This window comes from Plantibacter sp. MDV22-iso1 (assembly GCF_058408345.1).
In genome coordinates, this window is the sequence record NZ_JBZVDY010000001.1 from 1187797 (window position 1) to 1209011 (window position 21215).

General features: G+C 70.4%; 17 protein-coding genes and 1 pseudogene. 8 read left to right on the forward strand and 10 right to left on the reverse strand.

The features are described from left to right. Positions 1 to 10 precede the first annotated feature (10 nt). Genes AC4PMY_RS05680 through AC4PMY_RS05690 form a run of 3 tightly spaced genes read left to right on the forward strand, consistent with a single transcriptional unit; the run spans position 11 to position 5056 of the window. A complete protein-coding gene (locus tag AC4PMY_RS05680) occupies positions 11 to 2842 on the forward strand; it encodes an MMPL family transporter (protein ID WP_491622178.1) in 2832 nt (943 codons plus the stop codon). Continuing rightward, a complete protein-coding gene (locus AC4PMY_RS05685) occupies positions 2839 to 4881 on the forward strand; it encodes a YhgE/Pip family protein (RefSeq protein WP_491622179.1) in 2043 nt (680 codons plus the stop codon). Before AC4PMY_RS05680 ends, AC4PMY_RS05685 begins: the two co-directional genes overlap by 4 nt. Before the next feature lie 34 nt (positions 4882 to 4915). Continuing rightward, positions 4916 to 5056: a hypothetical protein gene (locus AC4PMY_RS05690; RefSeq protein WP_162852291.1), complete on the forward strand. Its 141-nt coding sequence runs from the start codon at positions 4916 to 4918 to the stop codon at positions 5054 to 5056. Between the two features lie 195 nt (positions 5057 to 5251). Here AC4PMY_RS05690 and AC4PMY_RS05695 read toward each other — a convergent pair whose 3' ends face one another. From AC4PMY_RS05695 to AC4PMY_RS05715, 5 genes are all read right to left on the reverse strand, one after another. Further along, the gene (locus AC4PMY_RS05695) at positions 5252 to 6244 is read right to left on the reverse strand and encodes an NADP-dependent oxidoreductase (protein WP_079001370.1); all 993 of its coding nucleotides are present in this window, start codon (positions 6242 to 6244) and stop codon (positions 5252 to 5254) included. 145 nt (positions 6245 to 6389) lie between these two features. Then, on the reverse strand, positions 6390 to 7226 hold the full coding sequence (locus AC4PMY_RS05700; protein ID WP_064294153.1) for a carbohydrate ABC transporter permease: 837 nt from the start codon (positions 7224 to 7226) through the stop codon (positions 6390 to 6392). Beyond that, positions 7223 to 8203, reverse strand: a complete 981-nt coding sequence (locus AC4PMY_RS05705; protein WP_079705023.1) for a carbohydrate ABC transporter permease — start codon at positions 8201 to 8203, stop codon at positions 7223 to 7225. The genes AC4PMY_RS05700 and AC4PMY_RS05705 overlap by 4 nt, the downstream gene beginning before the upstream one ends. 6 nt (positions 8204 to 8209) lie before the next feature. Further along, a complete protein-coding gene (locus AC4PMY_RS05710; protein WP_064294151.1) occupies positions 8210 to 9508 on the reverse strand; it encodes an ABC transporter substrate-binding protein in 1299 nt (432 codons plus the stop codon). A gap of 109 nt (positions 9509 to 9617) precedes the next feature. Next, positions 9618 to 10850 carry an aminotransferase class V-fold PLP-dependent enzyme gene (locus tag AC4PMY_RS05715; protein WP_064296105.1) on the reverse strand — a complete coding sequence of 411 codons (1233 nt, stop codon included), beginning with the start codon at positions 10848 to 10850 and terminating at the stop codon, positions 9618 to 9620. A gap of 237 nt (positions 10851 to 11087) precedes the next feature. On the opposite strand from AC4PMY_RS05715, the gene AC4PMY_RS05720 reads away from it, so the two are divergent. Beyond that, positions 11088 to 11780, forward strand: coding sequence for a FadR/GntR family transcriptional regulator (locus tag AC4PMY_RS05720; RefSeq protein ID WP_064296106.1), 693 nt, complete (start codon positions 11088 to 11090; stop codon positions 11778 to 11780). A 186-nt stretch (positions 11781 to 11966) separates the two neighbouring features. Here AC4PMY_RS05720 and AC4PMY_RS05725 read toward each other — a convergent pair whose 3' ends face one another. From AC4PMY_RS05725 to aztA, 3 genes are all read right to left on the reverse strand, one after another. Continuing rightward, complete coding sequence (locus tag AC4PMY_RS05725; RefSeq protein WP_491622180.1) at positions 11967 to 12908, reverse strand: SDR family NAD(P)-dependent oxidoreductase; 942 nt, start codon at positions 12906 to 12908, stop codon at positions 11967 to 11969. 258 nt (positions 12909 to 13166) lie between these two features. Beyond that, positions 13167 to 13511 carry a chorismate mutase gene (locus AC4PMY_RS05730; RefSeq protein WP_064296108.1) on the reverse strand — a complete coding sequence of 115 codons (345 nt, stop codon included), beginning with the start codon at positions 13509 to 13511 and terminating at the stop codon, positions 13167 to 13169. A 61-nt stretch (positions 13512 to 13572) separates the two neighbouring features. Then, complete coding sequence (gene aztA / locus AC4PMY_RS05735; protein ID WP_197479080.1) at positions 13573 to 14265, reverse strand: zinc ABC transporter ATP-binding protein AztA; 693 nt, start codon at positions 14263 to 14265, stop codon at positions 13573 to 13575. 50 nt (positions 14266 to 14315) lie between these two features. On the opposite strand from aztA, the gene aztB reads away from it, so the two are divergent. From aztB to aztD, 4 genes are read left to right on the forward strand one after another with little or no spacing between them, the layout of a single operon-like run. Further along, on the forward strand, positions 14316 to 15314 hold the full coding sequence (aztB, locus tag AC4PMY_RS05740) for a zinc ABC transporter permease AztB (RefSeq protein ID WP_064296110.1): 999 nt from the start codon (positions 14316 to 14318) through the stop codon (positions 15312 to 15314). Further along, on the forward strand, positions 15206 to 16531 hold the full coding sequence (locus AC4PMY_RS05745) for a hypothetical protein (protein WP_491622181.1): 1326 nt from the start codon (positions 15206 to 15208) through the stop codon (positions 16529 to 16531). Before aztB ends, AC4PMY_RS05745 begins: the two co-directional genes overlap by 109 nt. Before the next feature lie 2 nt (positions 16532 to 16533). Beyond that, positions 16534 to 17466 carry a zinc ABC transporter substrate-binding protein AztC gene (gene aztC / locus AC4PMY_RS05750; protein WP_491622182.1) on the forward strand — a complete coding sequence of 311 codons (933 nt, stop codon included), beginning with the start codon at positions 16534 to 16536 and terminating at the stop codon, positions 17464 to 17466. Between the two features lie 28 nt (positions 17467 to 17494). Then, positions 17495 to 18742 carry a zinc metallochaperone AztD gene (gene aztD / locus AC4PMY_RS05755; protein ID WP_491622183.1) on the forward strand — a complete coding sequence of 416 codons (1248 nt, stop codon included), beginning with the start codon at positions 17495 to 17497 and terminating at the stop codon, positions 18740 to 18742. 85 nt (positions 18743 to 18827) lie between these two features. Here the strand turns inward: aztD and AC4PMY_RS05760 are convergent, their stop codons facing one another. Beyond that, positions 18828 to 20222: an FtsX-like permease family protein gene (locus AC4PMY_RS05760; protein ID WP_491622184.1), complete on the reverse strand. Its 1395-nt coding sequence runs from the start codon at positions 20220 to 20222 to the stop codon at positions 18828 to 18830. Positions 20223 to 20449: 227 nt separating this feature from the next. Further along, positions 20450 to 21127: pseudogene (locus AC4PMY_RS05765) on the reverse strand (ABC transporter ATP-binding protein); the annotation flags it as partial. Positions 21128 to 21215: the final 88 nt, after the last annotated feature.

The following is a 21215-nucleotide window of genomic DNA, read 5'->3' on the forward strand; positions in this document are numbered from 1 at the left end:
GGAGCGACGCGTGTCCTCACTGCTCTACACCCTCGGCCGCTGGGCGTTCGGCGCCCGCAAGCTCGTGCTGATCCTCTGGATCGCCGTGCTCGCCCTCGCGGGTGGCGGCGCGCTGCTCTTCAACCAGGGCACCGACAATGCCTTCTCCATCCCCGGTACGGAGTCGCAGGAGGCGCTCGATTCGCTCGACCACACCTTCCCGCAGGTGGCCGGTGCCTCGGCGCAGATCATCGTCGTCGCACCGGAGGGCGACACCGTCGAGGACGCCGGGGTCCGATCGGCGATCGACGACGCCGTCACCGCCCTGGGCGACATCGGGCAGGTGGAGCAGGCGGTCTCCCCGTTCGACGAGAACGTGACGGGGGCGGTCTCGGAGGATCAGCGGGCGGCGCTCATCTCGATCCAGTTCGACGGGGCGCAGACCGACATCACCGCCGCCACCATCAGTGACGTCGAGGACGCGGAGGCGAGCCTCGCGAAGGCGCTCCCGGCCGGCGCCGAGGCCTCCCTCGGCGGGCAGCTCTTCAGCAACAGCCTCCCGACGCTGAGTGTCATCGAGCTCGTCGGCGTGGTCGTCGCGCTCGTCGTCCTCATCCTCACCTTCGGCTCCTTCCTTGCCGCGGGCATGCCGCTCATCACCGCACTGCTCGGGGTCGGCATCTCGATGGCGCTCATCTTCGTGGCGACGGTCTTCGGGCCGATCTCCTCCACGACGCCGATGCTCGCGCTCATGCTCGGACTCGCCGTCGGCATCGACTACGCGCTGTTCATCATCTCGAGACACCAGGACGGCCTGCGCAGCGGCCTCGACCCGACCGAATCAGCAGCCCGCGCGACCGCGACGGCCGGCTCGGCCGTCATCTTCGCGGGTCTCACGGTCATCATCGCCCTCCTCGGGCTCGCGGTCGCGAACATCCCGTTCCTCACGACGATGGGTGTCGCCGCGGCGGTCGGTGTCGCGATCGCGGTCGTCATCTCGCTCACCCTCATCCCGGCCATGCTCGGCTTCGCCGGCGAGCGCCTCCGGCCGAAGGCCAGGCGGGCCGGCAAGCGCGCGGCGGCCCGGGGCGCCGCCGAGCCGGTCGACGGCCCACAGGCCTCGGTCCCTGAGCACCACAACGCGGTCCCTGAGCCTGTCGAAGGGCACCCCAACCGCTTCTTCCTCGGCTGGGTGCGAGGCGTCACGCGACTCCCCATCGTCACGATCGTCGCCGTCGTCGCCGTCCTGGGCGCCCTCGCCATCCCCGCCCTGTCGCTCCGACTCGCGCTCCCCGACGCCGGTTCGCTGCCGGAGGGCGACGGAGCCCGCACGACGTACGACCTGGTCTCCGAGCACTTCGGCGAGGGCTTCAACGGGCCACTCATCGTCACCGGCGGCATCGTCGGCAGTACCGACCCGCTCGGACTCATGGCCGACCTCAAGCAGGAGATCGAGGGACTCGACGGCGTCGCCGCCGTCCCGCTCGCCACCCCGAACGCGACGGCCGACACCGGCATCATCCAGGTCATCCCGAGCGGCAGTCCCGACTCCCAGGCGACGAAGGACCTCGTCGCCGAGATCCGGGGACTGCACCAGTACTTCCAGGACGAGTACGGCGTCGACCTCCAGGTCACCGGGTTCACGGCCATCGGCATCGACATCTCCGACCGCCTCGGCGGAGCCCTCCTCCCCTTCGGCCTGATCGTCGTCGGCCTGTCGCTCGTGCTCCTGACGATGGTCTTCCGCTCCATCTGGGTCCCGATCAAGGCGACCCTCGGCTACCTGCTGTCGGTCGCCGCGTCGTTCGGCGTCGTGGCCCTCGTCTTCGAGCACGGCGTGTTCGCCGAGGCCCTCCACGTCGCGAGGACCGGTCCGGTGATCAGCTTCATGCCGATCATCCTCATGGGTGTCCTGTTCGGGCTCGCGATGGACTACGAGGTCTTCCTCGTCTCCCGGATGCGCGAGGACTTCGTCCATTCGGGACTCGCGAAGCGTTCCGTCGAGACCGGCTTCCTCGGCTCGGCGAAGGTCGTCACCGCCGCGGCCGTCATCATGTTCGCGGTCTTCGCCGCCTTCGTGCCCGAGGGCGACACGAACATCAAGCCCATCGCCCTCGGGCTCGCGGTCGGCGTCTTCGTCGACGCGTTCATCGTGCGCATGACCCTCGTGCCGGCGGTGCTCACGCTCCTCGGCGACCACGCCTGGTACCTGCCGAAGTGGCTCGACCGCATCCTGCCGTCCTTCGACGTCGAGGGCGAGGGGCTGCAGCGCGAACTCGAGCTGCGCGAGTGGCGCAACGGTGACGAGGTCGCCATCGCCGCCGCGGGAGTCACCCTGGCCGGTGCGGACGGACCGCTGTACGAGGACGTCGACACGACCGTCGCCGTCGGCGGCGTGCTCGCGGTACAGGGCGCGCGCCCGGTCTCGGTCACCGCCCTCCTGCTGACGCTGGCCGGCCGCCTCGAAGCCGACCACGGTCGGCTCAAGGTCGCCGGTCTGGTCCTGCCGGTCCGCGCCGGGGCGGTGCGGTCCCGCGTCGCGTACGTCCGTCTCGACCACGGTGAACCCGTCGGAACGCTCGCCTCGGCGCTGGCGGAACGCCCCGCCATCATCGTCCTCGACGGGGTCGACACCGTGCCGGACGACGACACGAGACGCGGACTGTACGAGCGCCTCCTGACGGCGACCAGGGCCGCGGAGCGCACGCGCCGACCGCTCACGATCGTCGTCGGCACCGCTGACGCGTCCTCGCTCACCGACGTCCTGCCGACCACGACGGCCGAGGTGCTCGACCTCGACCGCACCACCTCCACCACCACGTCCACTCCCACCGCCATCGCTGAATCGAAGGTCGACGCATGAGCACCATCCTGAACCGCCTCGAACGGGCCCGCTCCGGCAAGGGCGTCACGGTCCTCTCGATCATCGGCCTCATCCTCGTGCCGCTCGTCATCGCGGGCGGACTCGTCTGGGCGCTGTGGAACCCGGCGGAACGACTCGGCCAGGTGACCGCCGCCATCGTGAACGACGACAAGCCGGTCACCGTCGACGGCCAGACCGTGCCGCTCGGACGTCAGCTCTCCGCGGGCCTCGTCGACGGCGACCAGAAGACCAACTACACCTGGGTCATCACCGACGCGTCCGACGCGAAGGCCGGCCTCGCCGACGGTTCATACACGGCGGTCGTGACGATCCCGGAGAACTTCTCGAAGGCGGCGACCTCGTTCTCCGGCGACGCCGCCGACGCCGAGCGCGCCCGCCTCGACGTCACGACGAGCGACCGCAGCAAGCTCGTCGACGACGCCATCTCCCAGACGATCACGCAGACCGCGGCTTCGCTCCTCGGTCGGCAGCTCACCACCACCTACCTCGAGAACGTCTACGTCGGGTTCAACACCCTTCACGACCAGCTCGGTGAGGCCGCCGACGGTGCGAAGCAACTCTCGACGGGCGGACTCTCGCTCGCGCAGGGTGCGCAGCAACTCGCGAACGGCACCACGCAGCTGGCCACGGGCGCGACGCAGTTGTCGTCGGGTGCGACGCAGCTGAGCGACGGGGTGGATGCGCTGGCCGACGGCGCCACGCAGCTCTCGTCCGGTGCGTCGCAACTGAGCGGCGGCGCGAGCCAGCTCGCGAATGGAGCAGCGACGCTGTACGCCGGGACGCAGGGTGACGGGAGCGCGGACAACCCGGGGCTGGTCGGCGGGGCCAATGGGCTCGCCGAGGCGGCGACCGGAACCTCCCGCGTCGCCGACGCGACGAAGGCTGCGGCGACGTCCGTGGCGGCTCGCTGCCTGGACCCGGTGAAGGCGGCAGCGCTGACGGCGATCGACCCGACGCTGTGCAAGGACATCCTCACGACCGTCGGCACCGCCACCGCCCTCACCGACGGCGACGTCTCGACCGGGTATCCCGGCACCACATCGCTGGCGACGACGACCAAGCGGTTCTCCTCCAGCATGCCCGCACTCGTCGACGGCATCGCCAAGATCAACACCGCGGCGGCGCAGATCGCGGCCGGAGCGGCAGGCCTCGCCGACGGCGCGTCCAAAGCCGCCTCCGGGACGACGCAACTGCAGACGGGGGCGTCCGCACTCGCCGACGGCGCGGCGCAGTCGGCGACCGGTACGACCCAGCTCGCCGACGCGTCGAACCAGCTCGCTTCGGGCGCCGGCACCCTGTCCGGCGGAATCACCTCGCTCGCGTCCGGTCTGCAGAGCGCGGTCGACAGCCTGCCGACCTACACGAGCTCCGACCGACAGACGCTCGCGGGCGTCGTCGCCGACCCGGTCTCGGCCGGCGATTCGGCGACGGTGTCCTTCGGCACGAACAGCGCTCCCTTCTACGCCGTCCTCGCCCTCTGGCTGGGTGCGCTCGCGAGCTTCCTCGTCCTGCGGCCGGTGCCCGTGCGGGCGTTCGGATCCACCCGCTCATCGCTGCGGCTCGCGCTCGGGGCCTTCGTCCCGGCCGGAGCGATCGGGATGCTGCAGGGCCTGCTCGTCGCCGTCATCACCGCACCGCTGCTGGACCTCGACGCGGGCGGCTGGCTCGGCTTCGCCGGGGTCGCCGTCCTCGCAGGGCTCGTCTTCGCCGCCGCCAACCAGGCACTGAACGCCCTGTTCGGTGGTGCAGGTCGGTTCATCTCGATGATCGTCGCGCTCGTCGGTCTGGCGACCGGGATCATCGCGACCGCTCCGCAGGTGCTGGACCAGATCCTCGCGTTCCTGCCGATCGCACCGGCTCTCGGTGGTCTGCAGGCGATCGCGATCGGTGACGCGGGAGCAGCGGCCGGCGTCGTCGGCCTCGTCCTCTGGCTCCTCGGATCGCTCGCCGCCACGACGTTCGCGATCGCCCGGGCGAGGACCACGTCGGTGAAGGCCCTCCTCCCTGCCGTCGCCTGATGCCGGGCAAGCACCCCGCCGGTAGGCTGGGGTGATGAGCAGCAGCGAAGACCGGGAACTGGCCGAATGGGGCGAGCAGCGCAAGCGTCGTCAGCGGCTCATCGCCTGGGTCCTCGTCGTCGCGCTCGTCCTCGGTGGAGGCGGCGCGACCGTCCTCGGCTTCATCTTCAACTAGCCGACCGCCCTCCCCTTCCGGTTGCCATCGCGGTGCGCTGACGCGAGCGCGCCCCACACGCGCGAGCGCGGGTCTCCGGAGGGTCGCGCTCACGCGCGAGACCCGCCCCCAGGCCGGAACCGTGCATCTCGGTTCAGCGCACCGCGCTGGCGCCGGAACCCGACGTCTCGGGCCAGCGCACCGCGCTCACCGTCGTCAGGGCCTGGCGTCGTGCAGGTCTCGCTGCTTGACGATGCGCTCCGGGTTCGCCGGACGCATGCCGACGATGATCTTGCCCCGCGCGTGCAACCGCTCGAGATCCTCGAACGCGTCGATGATCAGGTCGAACGGGTAGAACGCCGAGACGACGACCTTCAACGCGTGGTCGGCGGCGTAGTCCGCGAGGCGTTGCAGCTGCTTCGTGGCGTGCGCCGAGAACTCCTCGTCCGGCTCGAGTGCGGCGAGCTCGATGGCCTTCCGATCCTCGCTCGAGCGGTACTTCTCAGGTGGTACGCCGAGCTCGAACGCGAGCTCCTGACCGTCCTGACCGAAGTTGTCGATGAACGCCGTCACGCCCTCTGGCGCGAGCGTGCGGATCCGATCCGCCATGCCCTCGCCGTAGACGACCGGTTTGACGCCCTGTTCACGGAGGAAGTCGTGATTGCGCTCACCGCAGGTGCCGATGACCCGCACGCCCGCGAACTTCGCCAACTGCGCCTCGATGTTCCCGACGCCGCCGGCCGCCGCCGAGATGACGAGGGTGTCGCCCTGCTTGAGGTGCAGCCCGTCGAGCGTGTCCAGCGCCGTCAGTCCGGCGAGGTAGAGCCCGCCGGCCTCCTCCCAGCTCACGCGCTTCGGCTTGCGGACCAGGGATGACGCCGGGACGACGACCTGGGTGGCGTGCGCGCCACGGACGGCGTGACCGATCACCTCGTCGCCCCGCTTCCAGCCCTCGACCCCGGTTCCGACCTCGCGGACCAACCCGGCGAAGTCGCTCCCCTGCCCCGTCGGCAGCTCGATCGGCACCGTCTCCGCGAGGTGCCCCTCGCGGACGAACGCCTCGATGTGGTTGATGCCGCTCGCGAGGACGTCGACCACGACCTCGCCCCATCTGGGATGCGGCATCTCGGACTCGATGAACTCGAGTACGTCGGGCCCGCCGTAGCGGGCGTAGCGGAGTGACCTCGTCGTCTGCTTCGAACCGAACATGGTTCATCTTCCACCTGCAGGTCGCTAGAGCGTCAAACTATCAGCGGGCTTCCAGATTCACCGAGGGCCGCCCGTGACGACGCCCGCTCGCCCAGGAATGGGCGAACGGGCGTCGGTTCGCCCATCTTCGGGCGAATGAGCGGGGTCAGCCCTTCACCGCTCCCGCGGTCAGGCCCTGCACGATGTACCGGCTCGCGAACGCGAACAGCACCATCGTCGGGATGATCGTCAGCACGGCGGCCGCCGACATGGAGCCCCAGTCGATGTTGTAGCTCGTGATGAAGCCGTTGAGCGCCGTCGGGATCGTCTTGTTCGCATCGCTGTTGATGAGCGTCACCGAGAGGAACAGCTCGTTCCAACAGTTCACGAAGTTGAAGATGAACGCCGCGACGATCCCGGGTTTCAGCACCGGGACGAGCACCCGGAAGAGCGCACCGAACCGCGAGCAGCCGTCGATCATGGCCGCCTCCTCGAGGGCGTCGGGGATGTTCTCGAAGAACCCTCGGAGCATGACGGTGCAGAACGGGATGCACACCGCGATGTAGATGAGGATGAGCCCGAACCGGTTGTCGACGAGCTTGAGCTGCGTCATCAGCAGGTAGAGCGGGCCGAGTGCGATGAACGACGGGATCATCTGCGTGGCGAGGAACGCCAGCAGGATCGCCCCCTTGCTCCGGAACTCGAACCGCGCCAACACGTACGCCGACAGCATCGAGATGAAGGTCGCCACGAGAGCTGCGATCGTCGCCACGATGAGGCTGTTGACGACGTAGGTGCCGAACTGCGCCTTGCTGAACAGACCGAGATAGTTCTCGATCGAGAACACCTCCGGCCAGTACGTCAGCGGGTAGGAGAAGATCGCGCCCGGCTTCTTGAACGAGGTGACGACGATCCAGTACAGCGGGAACACCGTGATGACGAGCCAGAGCCCGAGGAAGAGGAATTTGACGACCTTCGCCGTCCGGGTCTCCTGGTCGATCATGCCTTCACCTTCTTCTCACGCATGGACAGCAGGTAGAACGCGGTGAACACCAGCAGGATCGCGACGACGATGAGGCCGATCGCGGAGGCCCGCCCGTAGTCGCCGCGCTGGGTGGTCGCGATCATCCAGGTGGTGAGGATGTGGGTCTGATTCGCCGGACCACCGCCCGTCATGCCGTAGATGATGTCGGGGAAGTTGAAGATCCAGATGACCCGGAGCAGCACCGTGAGGGCGAGCGTCGTGCGGATGTACGGGATCGTGATCTGGAAGAGCATGCGCGCCTTGCCCGCGCCGTCGAGCGCTGCGGCCTCGAAGAGGTCCTCCGGCACCGACTGCAGCGCGGCGAGGATCATGATCGCGAAGAACGTGACGCCGTACCAGACGTTCGCGACGATGACGGCGAACATCGCGGTGTTCGGGTCGGCCAACCACGGGATCGGGGTGTCGATCAGCCCGACCTTCTGGAGCAGGTCGTTGATCACGCCGAACTCGCTGTTGAACATCCAGCGGAACAGGATGCCGATGAGGAAGCCCGAGATGGCCCACGGGAAGAAGATCATCGCCTGGTAGAGGCCGCGGAAGCGGAACTTCCGTCGCAGCCACAGGGCGATGCCGAAGCCGATGACGAACTGCGGGACGATCGAGGCCACCACCCAGAGCACGGTGTTCGCCACGACCTTGCCGAAGGCGGGATCGGCGAAGACGGCCAGGAAGTTGGCGAAGCCCACCCACGAGGTGTCGGTGAGGTTGGCGAGGTTCCAGTTCCGGAACGCCATCTGCGAGCCGGCGATCATCGGGTAGTAGATGAAGATCGCCACGAAGATGAACGCGGGGGCGAGGAAGGCGAGGAGGCCGAAGCCGCGGCGCACCGTGAAGGTGCGCCGCCGACGCCCACCGGCGGTCCGCGAGGGACCGGCCGGGGGTGTCGGGGTCGCACGCTGCTGCGTGCGACCCGCTTCGTCAGTGGTGGTCGTCATGGACGGTTACTCGCTCTTCCACTTCTCGGTCCAGTACTCGTCCCAGCCCGCGAGGAGCTTCTCCGGCGTCAGCTGGCCGATGAGGACCTGCTGGATCTCCGAGTCGGACTTCTGGATCCACTCGGTCCACCAGGAGGAGCCGCGCGGCTGCGTGACGCTCAGGTAGGTGTCCGGGTTCTCGTTCATCGTGACGTAGCTGGCCCACGGGCCGGTCTTGTAGAAGTCGCTGTCAGCCGCGCTCTTGACGATCGGGACGAGGCTGTTCTCCTGGGCGAAGGTGGTGGCCTGCTTGTCCTCGGAGAGGAACTCGATGAGCTTCGCGGCCTCGGCCTTGTGCTCGCTCGACGCAGCCGTGCCCCAACCCGCGGTCGCCATGGGCTGTGCGGCCTTGCCGGTCGGGCCGGTCAACAGCGGAGCGGTGCTCCACTGCTCGGCCGTGATCGCTTCGGACTGCTCGACGGTCGCGATGACCTCCGGGTCCTGCAGGAGGAACGCGGTCGAGCCGTTCGAGAAGCCTTCGACCATCTCGGGGTAGCCCCACGCGACGGACGACGGCGGCGAGGCCTCCTTGAAGAGGTCGAAGTAGGTGTTGACGGCGTCGAGCGCCTCCGGTGCGGAGAAGATCGTGTCGCCGTTGGTCAGCTTGAACGCGTTCTCGGTGTCGAGGTCGTCGGCGACGTAGGCCTCGATGGCCGCGACGACGTTGCTGTTCGCATTGGTGCCGCCACGGAAGGCGTAGCCGAACTGGTTCTTCGAGGGGTCCTGGATCGCCGAGGCCTGCTCGAGGAGGTCGTCCCAGCTCGTCGGGGGCCCGTCGAAGCCGGCCTCCTTGATGAGGTCGGTGCGGTAGAACAGGCTCAGACCGTAGAAGCCGTAGGGCACGTAGTAGACCTTGCCATCCTCGCCCTTCGCGTACTTCGTCGCGTTGTCGGTGAGGTCGTCCCAGCCCTTCCAGTCCTCGAGCTCGCCGCTCATGTCGTCGAGCCAGCCGTTGGTGGAGAACGGGCCGACGGTGATGTCGCGGACCTCGAGCACGTCGACGCCGGAGCCGGACTGCAGCATCTGGGTGATCTTCTGGTCGGCCTGATCGGTCGGCGGCGAGATGAGCTCGACCTTGATCTTCGGGTTGTCGGCCTCGAAGTCCGCGATGAGCGACTTCAGGACCTCGGTCCGGGCGGGGTTGGTCAGGCTCTCGACCATCTGCAGGGTGACGGTGCCGTCGCTCGCGCCGCCGGCACAGGCCGACAGGGCGAGGCCGGTGACGACGGACAGGCCGATGGCGGCCGTTGCGCGTGACTTCCTCATGCTCGCTTCTCCTTTGAGTGGTGCTGGTGGGGGTGCTGCGGGGGGGTGGATGCTGTGGTGCCGGTGCGGTGGTGCGGGTGTGGTGATGTCGGGTCGGGCGGGTCCGCGCTCAGCTCGTGGCAGCGCGTTCCTCCTCGGCCCATCGCGCGAGCACCGGGACGGCGTGCTCGGCGAAGTGTTCGAAGTCCTCGGGGGTGTTGTAGACGTGGGTGGAGAGTCGGACGTAGCCGATCCCGTCGAGGCTCGTGAACGCGCCCTCGACACCGAGCTCGGCGGAGACGCGGTCGCGGAGCCCGTCCGCGGTCGCGTGGGTCGTCGCGAGGCCGGTCGGGAGCTTGACGAGCCGGAGGGCGTTGACGGGCATGCCCACGTCGACGTGGCTGTCCTCGCCGGTGATGGCGGTCACGGCGTCGGCGACCACCTCGACGGCGTAGTCGGCGAGCTCGGTCATGTAGTCCCTGGCGGCCGACCAGCCCCAGACGTCCTCGATGAACCCGAGCGAGGTCGCCGCGGCGAGGTAGCTCGTGACGTCGACCGTGCCCTGGGTGTCGAAGCGCTGCGGGAACGGGTACGGGGAGCCCCAGGAGTCGATGAGCGGGTAGAGCTCCTGCGCGAGCGGGCTGCGGGCGACGAGGACGGCGGCACCGCGCGGGGCGCACCCGAACTTGTGCAGGTTGCCGACCCAGAAGTCGCAGTCGAGGTCGCGCATGGGATCGGCGTAGAGGCCGGGCACGTGGGCGGCGTCGACGAGCGTGGGGATGCCGGCGGCGCGGGCGGTGGCGGCGATCTGCTGGACCGGCAGGAGTCGGGCGGTCGGCGAGGTGATCTGGTCCATCACGATGAGGGCCGTGCGGTCGCTGAACTCGGCGACGACGGCGTCGTGGGCGGTCTGCGCGTCGGCGTCGAGCGGGATGCGGGCGGTCCGGACGGTGCCGCCCCAGCGACGCGCGAGGCGCTCCGCTCCCATCGTGACGGCGCCGTAGCCGTGGTCGGTGACGATGATCTCGAGGCCGCGCTGCACGGGGAGGCTGGAGAAGACGACGCTCGCCCCGGCGCTCGCGTTCGGAACCATGGCGAGCTGGTCGACCGACGCCCCGAGGAAGTCGGCGATCCCGACACGGGCGGCGCCGACCTTGGCGGGGAGGGCCGGGAACCAGGTGAGGGGCGCGGCCTCCATCTCGCGGCGGAGGGCCTGCTGGTGCTCCTGCGCGACGATCGGGACCGCCCCGAAGGATCCGTGGTTGATGTGGCGCTTGGTCGGATCCAGCGTCCACCCGGCCGTTGCCGGTCGGCCGTCGCCGAGCGTGAGCGGCGCTGGCCGTGCGATGGTGCGAGTGTCCACAGTGACGTTCCTCCGAGTCGATTATGCAGTGGATTGTCCGATAACCATAGGGGCAACGTTTGATGACTTGGGTTTCTGTCGTGTTACAAGTGATCGCTCAGGTCGTTTCCGTATCGACTCATCGGATGACTTGGTCTTCGAAGGTGGAGTCATCGGATGTCTCATGGTCCGCGGCGGCTCGCGGATCACCGGTGACGGGCCGCTACGATGGCGGGACGACCCCTGAGGAGGAGCCGCATGTCCGCAGTCGACACCGCGTTCCACGGCCTGCGACACATGATCGCGTCGGGACGACTCGTGGCGGGGCAGCGGTTCCCGGCCGAGAACGAGCTCTGCGACGAACTCGGCGTGTCACGCGGGTCCCTCCGTGAGGCCGTCCGCATGCTGGCCGCCCTCGGGATCATCGAGTCGCGGCACGGCTCGGGCACCTACGTGTCGATGCTCCGGCCCGAGGAGATCATCGGCAGCCTGTCGCTCACGGTCGATCTCCTCCCCCTCGACGGTCTCCTGCAGATGTACGAGCTGCGGCGGGTGCTCGAGACCCACGCCACCTCGCAGGCCGCTGCCCGCGCGAGTGACGAGGTACGCGCTGAACTCTCCGAACTGGTGGAGGCGATGGAACGCACGACCGACCCCGCCGAGTCGAGCGAGCTGGACCACCGGTTCCACGAACTCATCGCACGGACGGCCGGGAACGCCACGCTGACAGCTCTGCTCCAGGTCTTCCGGTCGCGATCACGTGCCTACGACGTCTTCAGCCTGCCCGCCGGCGATGAGCTGCGTCGGGTCAGCAACCGCGGTCACCGGGCGATGACCGAGGCGATCATCTCGCGCGACCCCGTCGGGGCCGCCGGGGCGGCATCAGCGCATGTCGCGCAGACCGAGGAGTGGTTGCGCGTCCTGCAGCCGCCGGCGACCCCCGCCGACTGAGCTCTGGTTGCGCCAGCGCGGTGCGCTGACGGCGGCGCGGGTCTGTGGCGCGAGCGCGGGTCTCCGGAGGGGTGCGCTCGGCGCCATGGCCCGCAGTCACGCCGGTTGAGCCGCCGTCACGCGAGCGCACCGCGCTGGGGCCGATTCCCCCGCGCTCGTGCCGGCGCGGTGCGCTGACGGCTGCGGTTACGAGGTCGGGAGGATGGGCGTACCGATGAGCCGCTCGAGGTCGGTCCAGAGCGCCGACGCGACGTCTCGATCGGTCGTGATCGCTGTCGGCGTCTGTCGGACGGCGTCGCCCTTCGTCAACCACCGGGGACCGTAGAACCAACCACCGTCGGCCGCCTCGTCGGTGACCGCTCGGAGCGTCGGCTCGGCACCCCGCTGCTTGCTCTGCGCGTAGACGGACTGCAGGGTGTCGGAGAAGCGGCGCCCACGGTTCGGCTCGTTGACGCCGGGGACGCGACGGTCGAGTCCGTTGACCGAGTAGCCGGGGTGTGCGACGAGGGCCCGGACGGTGCTGTGCGACGCCGCGAGCCGACGGTCGAGCTCGAAGCCGAGCGACGAGAGGGCGATCTTGGACTGGGCGTAGGCCTGCCAGCCGCTGTACCCGTCGCGGAGCTGCAGGTCGTCGCCGTGGAACCGGACGAGCAGGGTGGAGAGGCTTCCGAGGAGCACGACGCGCGGCGCGGAATCGTGGGCGTCCGCCGTGCGCTGCAACACCGGCATGGCCTCGGCGAGCAGGGCGGCGTGGCCGACGACGTTCGTCGCGAAGACCAGCTCGATGCCGTCGGCCGTCTCCTGCCGCTCCTTCGGCATGTGCACCATCCCGGCGTTCGCGACGAGGGCGTCGAGACGGTCGAGGTCCGCGAGTCGCTCGCCCGCCGCGCGCGCCGAGGCGAGCGAAGAGGTGTCGAAGGGGAGGTGGCTGAGTCGAGCGTCGGGCACCTTCACCCGGATCGCCCGCATCGCCGCCTGGGTCTTGGTCGCACTCCGCGAAGCGAGCACGACCTCCGCCCCCGCTCGTGCGAGTCCGAGACTCGTCCAGAAGCCGAGGCCGGCGTTCGCTCCGGTGACGAGGACGACGCGTCCGGTCTGATCGGGCAGGGAGTCGGCGTTCCAGGTCATGGACTCATGATGGCGCAGGACGCTGGACACCGCCCGAAGAAGCGTGACCCCTTGCCCTGGCTCACCCGAGGTGCCAGCGCGGTGCGCCGACGCGACCGCGAGCGAATCGGGCCGAGTGTGGGCGGACGGGCCTGATCGCACGCGAACGGGCCTCACCGCGGGCCACACGCGTGGGCGCGACCCTCCGGAGACCCGCGCTCACGCCACAGACCCGCGCTCGCGTCAGCGCACCGCGCTGGCCGAGGGGAACACGCGGGATCAGTGCTGGTTGGCGAGACGCTCGTGGTGGTGGATGACCTCGGCGACGACGAAGTTGAACCACTTCTCGGCGAAGGCCGGGTCGAGGTGCGACTCCTCGGCGAGCGCCCGGAGACGGGTGATCTGCCGCTGCTCGCGCGCCGGATCGCTCGCGGGCATGTCGTGCTCGGCCTTCAGACGACCGACCTCCTGGGTGCACTTGAACCGCTCGGCCAGCAGGTGGACGAGCGCCGCGTCGATGTTGTCGATGCTGCTCCGCAGGCGGCCCAATCGCTCGGTGGCCGCCTGGGCGTCCGCCGCAGCGGCGCCGGTCGTGGGTTCGGGTTGCTGCTCGGCCTGACTCATGCGAAAACTCTAGCAACGCGCCCGGGGCGGTAGACGGGTCGCCGGGCGATCCCCAGCCGGTTCACCGCGGAGCCTCGACGAGACAGCCCGTCTCGAGATGCAGCCGCGCGTCGGCCTCGGCGACCGCGACCGGATCGTGCGTCACCTCCACCACCGTCGCGCCGCGGTCGGCCTCCGCCCGGAGCACCTCGCGGATCGCCAGCCCAGCCGCACGATCGAGACCGACGGTCGGCTCGTCGAGCAGCAGGAGGTCGGCCTCACGCGCGAGCGCCTGCGCGACGAGGACCCGCTGGCGCTGTCCACCCGACAGCTCACCGAAGGAGCGTCCGGCGAGGTGCAGGACGTCGAGGCGGGCGAGGCTCTCGTCGACGATACGGCGGTCCCTCGCCCCGAGTCGACCCCACCGACGACGCAGCGTCGGCCAGCGTCCCATCGATGCGACATCGCGCACCGTGACCGGGAAGCGCTCGGGCACGGCACTGCGTTGCGGGACGTAGGCGGCGGACCGACCGTCGAGGCCGTCGACGCCGCCCGAGCTCGGTCGGTGTAGGCCCGCGATCACCGCGAGCAACGTCGACTTCCCCGCTCCGTTCGCCCCGGTGACGACGGTGATGGCGGCCGCCCCGACCTCGACCGAGATCCCGTGCAGGACGCGCGCGCCGTCGTACTCGGCCGACACGTCGTGGAGTCGGATGCCGGACACGACGGGCCGTCCCGCCATCGGAGGGCGAGGGGTGCTCGTCGCGGATCGCATGTCTTCACCCTATCAATACTGAGAATCATTTTCATGTAGAGTGCTCGACCATGACCTGGATCACCGAGCCGTTCACCGCGGCCTTCCTCCTGCGCGCCCTCGTCGGCGGTCTGCTGGTGGCGGCCGTCTGCGGTGTCGTGGGCACCTGGGTCGTCCTCCGCGGCCTCGCGTTCCTCGGGGAGGCGATGGCCCACGGCATGCTGCCCGGCGTCGCCACCGCCGCGCTCCTCGGCCTGCCGCCGGTCGCCGGCGCAGCCGTCAGCGCAGTCGTCATGACCGCCGGCGTCAGCCTCGTCTCGCGGCGCGGCAGGCTGTCCCACGACACCTCGATCGGTCTCCTCTTCGTCGGCATGCTGGCCCTCGGGGTCATCATCGTGTCGTCGAGCAGATCGTTCGCCACGGACCTCACGGCGATCCTCTTCGGCGACATCCTCGCCATCCGGCCCGCGGACCTGGCGGGCCTCGCCATCGCCCTTCTCGTCACCGTGGGCGTCGCGGTCGCCTTCCACCGCCCGTTCGTCGCGCTCGCCTTCGACCGCCGGGTCGCGCAGACCATGGGCCTCCGGCCGAGACTCGCCCACGCGATGCTCGTCGGCCTCGTGACCCTCGCGGTCGTCGCCTCCTACAGTGCCGTCGGCACGCTGCTCGTCGTGGCCCTCCTCCTCGGGCCGGCCGTCGCCGCGGCCCATTGGGCGCGTCGCATCCCGCTCATCATGCTGCTCGCCTCGGGCTTCGGCGGCCTCGCCGTGCTGCTCGGCCTGCTCCTCTCCTGGTACGGCGACACCGCGGCCGGAGCGTCCATCGCCGCCTGCTCGATCCTGCTCGCCACGGTGTCCTGGGGCGCGCGGGCGCTCGTCGGACGGCTCCGGCGGCCCACCGACCGACACCTCGACCACCCCGACGACCACCTCTCCGAACCGACCCACCTGGAAAGCGCACCGTGCACCGACTCCTCCGACCGACCATCCGACCAGGCGGCTCCCGCCCGACCGACGACCGGCTCCCCCGCGTCACACGCACCGCGCTCACTCTCGGCGCCCTCGCACTGACCCTCACCGCCTGCGCGCCGCAGGGGTCGGCATCACCCACCGCGTCGGCCTCGGACGAACCGCGCGGACACGGCTACGTCGAGGGCGCGAGTGAGCTCCCCGAGCCGCAACTGCACCTCGCGACCGCCGACGTCGACGGCTCCGTCGAGCTGACCGACCTGCTCAGCGAGGAGCGCACGACGCTCGCCGAGCTCGGCCCGATCTCGGCGCTCACGGGCGACGGTCGGTTCGTCGCCGCGCAGTCCGAGCCCGCCGGCACCGTGACGATCATCGACACCGGTGTGTGGACGGTCGATCATGAGGACCACCAGCACTACTACCGCGCCGAGGCGCGGGTCGTGGGCGAGATCGAGGGCGACGGACCAGCGACGATCACCGCGGGTTCGACGACCACCGCCGTGCGGTTCGCCGGTTCGGGCGAGACACTCCTGCTCGACACCGCCGCACTCGGCAGGGGCGACATCACGCAGTCCGGTCGGATCCGGACCTCGCCCGGTGCTCCCGGGCTCACCGTGCCGATCGGCGAGACGGTCGTCGCATCCGACGGGAGCGGGAGGCTGCATCTCCACGGCGTCGACGGCGACCTCCTCGACCCTTCGTCGGCGTCCGTGACCGCTGCCGACGCTGTGCTCGCCGGGTGCACCGATCCGGCCGGCAGCATCACGACGAACGTCGGCGTCGTCATCGGCTGCGCGGAGGGCGCGGTCCTCGCCGTCGTCGACCGCAGCTCGAGCGAGGCCGACCCGGTCCCCACGTTCGAGGCGATCCCCTATCCACAGGCTGTCGCCGCCGACGACCGCGCGATGTCCTTCCATTCGCGCCCCGGTCGTCCGACGGTCGCCGCCGTCGCCGGCACCTCCGGCGCCTGGCTGCTCGACACCCGCGAGCGCAGCTGGGCCCTGCTGCCGACCTCCACGCCGCTCCAGCTCGTCACCGCCGTCGACGACCGCGACCAGCACGTCGTGGGCCTCACGACGACCGGCGACCTCCTCGTCCTCGACGGCGCCACCGGCGCCGTGACGGGGACCGCAGCCGCACTCGTCGGTGGAGCCGACCTCGCCACGGGCGTCCAACTGGAGGTCGACCAGAACCGCGCCTACCTGAACACCCCGGGCACGCGCACCGTCTCCGAGATCGACTACGGCGACGCTGCGCGGATCGCCCGCACCTTCACCTTCGACACGGCACCGGCGTTCCTCGCCGAGACGGGACGCTGACCATGCGAGCGACCATCCCCCGGACGACCGCCCTCCTGCGCACGACCGCCGTCCTCGCGGCCGGCCTCGTGCTCGGAACCGGCCTGACGAGCTGTGCGGCGAGCGCCGACGACCGCCCGCTCGTCGTCGTGACCACGAACATCCTCGGCGACGTCGTCGGTGAACTCGTCGGTGACCAGGCCGAGGTCATGACCCTCATGCCGCCCGACGCCGATCCGCACTCCTTCGAGATCTCCGCGCGGCAGGCGGCACGCATCACCGGTGCGCAGCTGCTCGTGTCGAACGGCCTGGGACTCGAGGAGGGACTCACCCGGCACCTGGAGACCGCGGCCGACGAGGGGGTGCCGATCGTCGAGGCCGGCTCGCTCGTCGACGTCCTCGAGACCGAGTCGGGCGCGACCGATCCGCACTTCTGGACCGACCCGACGCAGATGACGTCGGTCGTGGACGGGGTCACCGAGGCGTTGCTCGAGGAGATCCCCACGCTCGACGCGGCCGAGCTGCAGGCGAACGCCGCCACGTACACGGCCGGGCTCGAGGCGCTCGACGCCGAGATGGCCGAGGCGTTCGCCGCCATCCCGGCCGAGCAGCGGAAGCTCGTCACCAACCATCACGTGTTCGGGTATCTCGCCGCCCGCTACGACTTCCAGGTCATCGGCGCCGTGATCCCGAGCGGCACCACGCTCGCGGCCCCCAGCGCCTCGGACCTCGACGAACTGTCGACCGCGATCGAGGAGGCCGGCGTCCGGACGGTCTTCGCCGACTCCTCCCAACCCGACCGGCTCGTGCAGGTGCTCGCCGACGAGGCGGACGTCGACGTCGCCGTCGTCCCGTTGTTCACCGAGTCGTTGACCGCCGAGTCGGGCGACGCCCCCACCTACCTCACCATGATGCGCGCGAACACCGAGCGCATCGCCACCGGACTCTCGCCCTGAGCGGGCGTCCATGAACCGATAGGAAACCATGCAGCAGCAGCACCGCAGTCCCCGGGCATCGCGCCTGAAGCGCGGCCGGGTCCCGTTCCTCGCCCTCGGCACCGCCGCGGCCCTCCTCCTCACCGGTTGCTCGACCGCGAGCGGCTCCGCGCCCGACGCGACCGCATCGACCTCCGCCGACCCGCAGCGTCGGATCACCCTCACCTACGACGGCGGCCTCCTCGTCCTCGACGCCGCCTCCCTCGAGGTGGTCGGCGACCTCCCCCTCGACGGGTTCAACCGGGTGAACGCCGCCGGCGACGGGCGGCACGTGCTCGTCACCACGACGAAGGGCTTCCAGGTCCTCGACACCGGGACGTGGACGGACGAGGACGGCACCTCGAAGCAGGCCGACCCGGTCCTGACCGACCTCGTCTTCCCCGCCGACACCGCAGGCCACGTCGTCCGTCACGCCGACAAGACCATCCTGTTCGCCGACGGCTCCGGCGACACGACGATCTTCGACAGCGCCGACCTCCTCGAGGCCACCGACGAGCTGCCTGAGACCGAGACCATCCCGTCGGAGGCCGCGCACCACGGTGTCGCCATCGAGCTCGAGGACGGCACCGTGCTGTCCACGATCGGCACCCCGGACGCCCGGACCGGTGTCCGCGTGCTCGACGACTCGCGCACCGAGATCGCCCGCAACGAGCAGTGCCCGTCGGTGCACGGTGAAGGCACCGTCAAGGACGAGGTCGTCGTGTTCGGCTGCAGCGACGGCGTGCTCGTCTACGACAGCGGCGTCTTCACGAAGATCCAGGCGCCGGACGCCTACGGGCGCACGGGCAACCAGTACGTCAGCGAGACGTCCTCCATCGCGGTCGGCGACTACAACAGCGACCCGGACGCCGAGGGCTACGACCTCCGCCAGCTCGCGTTCACCGACACGGTCGCGAAGACGACGAAGATCGTCGACCTGCCGGAGGGCGTCGGCTACACCTGGCGCGACGTCGCCCGAGGGCCGAACGACGAGGTCATCGTGCTCGGCAACGACGGTTCGCTGCACATCCTCGACGAGCAGACGGGTGCCGTCACCGACACCATCGAGGTCATCGACGCCTGGGAGCCGCCGGCCGAGTGGCAGGACGCCCACCCGGCGCTCGTCGTTCAGGACGGTGTCGCCTACGTGACCGACCCGGCGACGAAGTCGATCCACGCCGTGGATCTCGCGTCCGGCGACATCACGACGGGTGAGCTGCCCGGCGTCCCGAACGAGATCGCGGTCGTCACGGGCTGACCCGACCTCACCGAGAGCGCCCGTTCCGTCCTCCCCGCGTCATGCAGGGGACGGAACGGGCGCTCTCGTCGTGCGGGCCGGGCGATCAGACGCGCTCGGGCGCTCGGAGCACCCCGGAGACGACCGGACGGGTCGCGCGAAGGGCAGCCCACACGAGCCCGATGCCACCGGCGAAGCACCCGACGATGACGAGGACCGACAGCGGGGCGAGGATGACACTGATGCTGGCCATCGGCAGGACGAGCATGACGCCCAGTCCGGCCGAGCCCAGCGCGACCACCCGCAGGGGCAGCATGACCGCGCGACCGCGAGCCCGTTCCATCACGTCCCGCGGCACCCCCAGGCGGTCGAGGCTGACGTAGAGGTCGCGGCGGTCGAGGACCGCCGAGGCCTGGTTCACCCCGACGGAGCACGCGACCATGAGGAACGACGCGACGAGCGTGATGATCACGCCGGTGCGGATGTCGTCGATGAGGATGGCGCTCTCGCGGTCGAGGTCGGAACCGCCGGCGGCATCCATGAGCGCCACACCGGTCCCGGCGACGACGGCGACGAAACTCGTCATCGCCACGCCGCTGACCTGACGCCACGCCGCCTTCGGCGACTCCAGGATCGTGCGTGCACCGAGGAGCCGCTCAGGTGTCTTGGCACGCTTGGCCGACCCACGGCCGATCATCCCGACCACCCAGGGGCCGATCAATCCGAGCACGCCCACACCGGCGGCGAACCCGACGCCCAGCACGGCGATGATGGCGGCTACCTCCTGCAACCCCGTCACGACGGAGAGCATGCCGTAGGCGACGATCACGACGACGACCCCGACGACGATGCGCAGCCAGTGCACGGTCGGCGCCTGCTGCTTCGTGCGGACGCCGAGCGGACTCACGTTCACGGCGCGGAGACCGATGGCGGCGCTCGCTGCTGCGAGCAGCACGACCCCGAGGACCACCGCGGCGATGATCGGGACACCGACCCAGACGCCCTCGACCCCGATCGGGGAACCACCGAACGGAATGAGCCCGACGAGCGGCAGCATGCCGAGGTACAGCAGGATCCCGGCGAACGCACCGAGCAGGGCGACCCCGGCCGACTCGAGGACGGTCATCGCCGTGACCGTGCCGGGTGTCGCGCCGAGGAGTCGGAGGGTGGCGAGTCGGTCGTCGCGGCGCCGTGCGGAGAGCCGCGCGGCGGCCCCGCCGAGCGAGCCGAGCGGGACGAGCAGCAGGGCCAGCGCAAGCACACTGAGCACCTGGTAGACGAAGGCCGTCTCACCGGTCCACCGCCAGAACATCATCGCGCCGCCGAGCACCGTGAGGACGAGTGCGGTGGTAACGGCGAACGCGACCGCCGGGAGCACGATCGTCGCAGGGCTCTGCGCGCCGGGGCGGGCGAGCATCCAGGTGAGACGGACGACGGGACTGCGACCGCTGCCGGCGGGGACCGGGATCCGGGTCGGTGCGACCCCGAGTGCGGCGGTCACGGTCGGGCTCCGTTCGGGACGACACCGGTCGCCTGACCCGGGTAGGTCTGCGGCGGGTACGGCTGCGCAGCGGGCTGGGGGTATGGCTGCTGCGGGAACGGCTGCCCGGCGGGCTGCTGCTGGTACGGGGGCTGCTGCGGCGGGTACGGCTGCTGCGCCTGCTGCGGCACGGGTGCCTGCCCGCTCGCGAACTGCTGCGCCGGGGTCGGTGCGCCGACCCCGCCCGGCTGCCCGATGATCCGACCGTCGGCGAGGCGGATGATCCGAGAGCACCGCGCGGCGACCGTCTCGTCGTGCGTCACGAGGACGAGCGTGCGTCCCTGCCCGGTGGTCGCGTGGAGCAGCGCCCCCATGACGTCGGCGGAGGTCCGGGAGTCGAGCGCGCCGGTCGGCTCGTCGGCGAAGACGATCGGCGCACCGGTCACCTGAGCGCGGGCGATCGCGACGCGCTGCGCCTGACCACCGCTCAGTTCGCCGATCCGGCGGGTCTCCATGCCGGCCAGTCCCAAAGCGGCGAGCCACGCTGCCGCACTCGACTCGGCGGCGATCCGCGGTGTCCCGCCGAGCATCAGGGCGATCGCGACGTTCTCGACGGCGGTCAGCTCGGGGATGAGCAGGCCCTGCTGGAAGACGAAGCCGAAGGACTCGCGCCGCAGTTGCGAGCGGTGGCGTTCGTCGAGCTGATCGACGCGGACGACGCCCGTCGGGGTGCTGAAGGCGATCGAGCCGGTATCGGGGGTGACGATCCCGGCGAGCGCATGCATGAGCGTCGTCTTGCCGGAGCCGGAGGCACCCATGATGGCGACCGACTCACCGGGGAGGATGTCGAGATCGACGCCGGCGAGGGCGACGGTCGGCCCGTACTGTTTCGTGAGTCCGCGAGCGGAGAGGATCGAAGTGTTCATGCTCCCATCGTCGGCGGCGGGTGTCCCGCAGCGCGTCGGCCGGGCGATGCAAGCTCCCCCGCCCGGGTCATCCGCGAGGTGGACCCGG